Genomic DNA, 1,806 nt, shown 5'->3' on the forward strand with positions numbered 1-1,806 from the left:
CTTCGTGGATGGCGGGATGCCCATAGAGCAGGTTCTCCACCTCGGCCGGCCAGACCTTGAAGCCGGACGCATTGATCATGCGCTTGAGCCGGTCGCGCATGAAGAAGTAGCCTTCCGCGTCCATGAAGCCGAGGTCGCCGGTGCGCAGGAAGCGCTTGCCGTCGAGCTCGACGAACGCTTCGGCATTGGCCTGCGGGTTGCGCCAGTAGCCTTGCATCACCTGCGCGCCTTGCGTCACGATTTCGCCCAGCTCGCCCTGCGGCAGTTCGGCCAGCGTATGCGGATCGATCACGCGTGCGTCCACGCCGAAGGTGGCGATGCCCAGGCATTCGCGCTTGGGGCGGTGGCGCGGGTTGGACAGCAGGAAGGCGGCGGTCTCCGTCAGCCCGTAAGCCTCCACATAAGGCAGGCCGAAGCGCTCCTGCAGCATGGTTGCCACGGCGTCGGGCATGGCGGCGCCACCGCCGCCGAGGTAGGCGAGGCTGGACAGGTTGCGCTCCCCGATGCCGGGCTGCGCGAAAAAGTCCACCAGCATGGCCGGCGGCGCACCCCAGGTGGTCACCTGGTAGCGCTCGATCAGGTCTGCTGCCAGCGCGCGATCCCAGCGCGGCAGCAGCACGATGGTGGCGCCGAGATAAAGCGGCGCATGGATACCGTTCTGCATGCCGAGCAGATGGAACATCGGCGCCACCGACAGGCATACGCTCTCCGGGCTGGCGCTGCGCCACAGCTGCGAGCCCACCGCCGCGCTCATCAGCGTGCCGTGCGTATGCATGCAGCCCTTGGGATGGCCGGTGGTACCCGACGTATAGGCCAGCATGCAAAGCGTGTCGTAGCCGGCCTGGTGCGGCCCCGGACGATGGCCCGCGGCGTCGGCCTGCGCCCACGACGCCAGCGTGGCGCCGGGCGGCGCGCCGGCGGGCAGCGGCGCGCGCTGGCGCAGCCATGCGGGCACGGCCGGGCCGGCACCGGCAACCGCGCCGCCGTCGCCAAGCATGTCGCCATACTGATGCACGATCACATGTGGCAGCCTTGCGCCGTGCAGCGGCGCAATCTGCGGATACAGCTCCGCCGCGACGAAGGCCGCCACCGCGCCGCTGTCGTCCGCAACGTGCTCCAGCTCGCCGGTCAGCCACATCGGATTGGCAGGCACCACCACTGCCTCGGCACGCAGGATGGCGTAATACGCGACGATGAACTGCGGGCAGTTCTGGCTGAACAGCATCACCCGGTCGCCCGGCGCCACGCCGCAGGCCTGTTGCAGGTAGCCCGCCATGCGCTCGATCTGCGCCTGCAGGCTGGCGTAGGTGATGGTGGTGTGGAAATACCGGATCGCGGCCTTGTCCGGATAGCGCCGGGCGGCCACCTCGACGTTGTAGGCCAGGCTGGTACGCGGCACGTGCACCTCGGCTGGCATGCCGGGGGGCCAGAACGGGGAGCGATAAGTGGGGGACGGGGCAACAGTGGACGGGGAAACGGAAGCAGCTTGCATCATGGAAAACACAGGAGAAGAAAGGCGCCGGCCGCCGCCGGGCTGGTGTTAATCAAGGCGGATGTTCCGGGTGCGGATGACTTTGCCCCAGCGCGCGTAGTCGCTGCGCATGGTGTCGGCAAAGGCATCAGGCGTGCTGCCGGCGAGCACCACGCCCATTTCGCTCATGCGGGTGCGCAAGGCCGGGATGGCCAGCACGCGGTTGACGTCGGCGGAGAACTTTTCCACCACCGGGCGCGGCGCGGCGGCCGGCAGCAGGAGCCCGAACCAGCCCATCGAGTCCATGCCCGCGATGCCGCTCTCGCGGAAGGTCG

At 68.8% G+C, this 1,806-nt stretch carries 2 protein-coding genes; both read right to left on the reverse strand.

Annotated features, from left to right (window positions below):
- Nucleotides 1-1,417 (reverse strand): long-chain-fatty-acid--CoA ligase (locus P3W85_RS20985; protein WP_276266209.1); only part of this gene is annotated, 1,417 nt, incomplete at its 3' end.
- Nucleotides 1,418-1,540: 123 nt separating this feature from the next.
- Nucleotides 1,541-1,806, reverse strand: a 266-nt coding sequence (locus P3W85_RS20990; protein ID WP_276266210.1) for a tripartite tricarboxylate transporter substrate-binding protein, incomplete at its 5' end; no start/stop codon positions are given.

This window comes from Cupriavidus basilensis (genome assembly GCF_029335485.1).
Lineage (GTDB): Bacteria > Pseudomonadota > Gammaproteobacteria > Burkholderiales > Burkholderiaceae > Cupriavidus > Cupriavidus basilensis_E.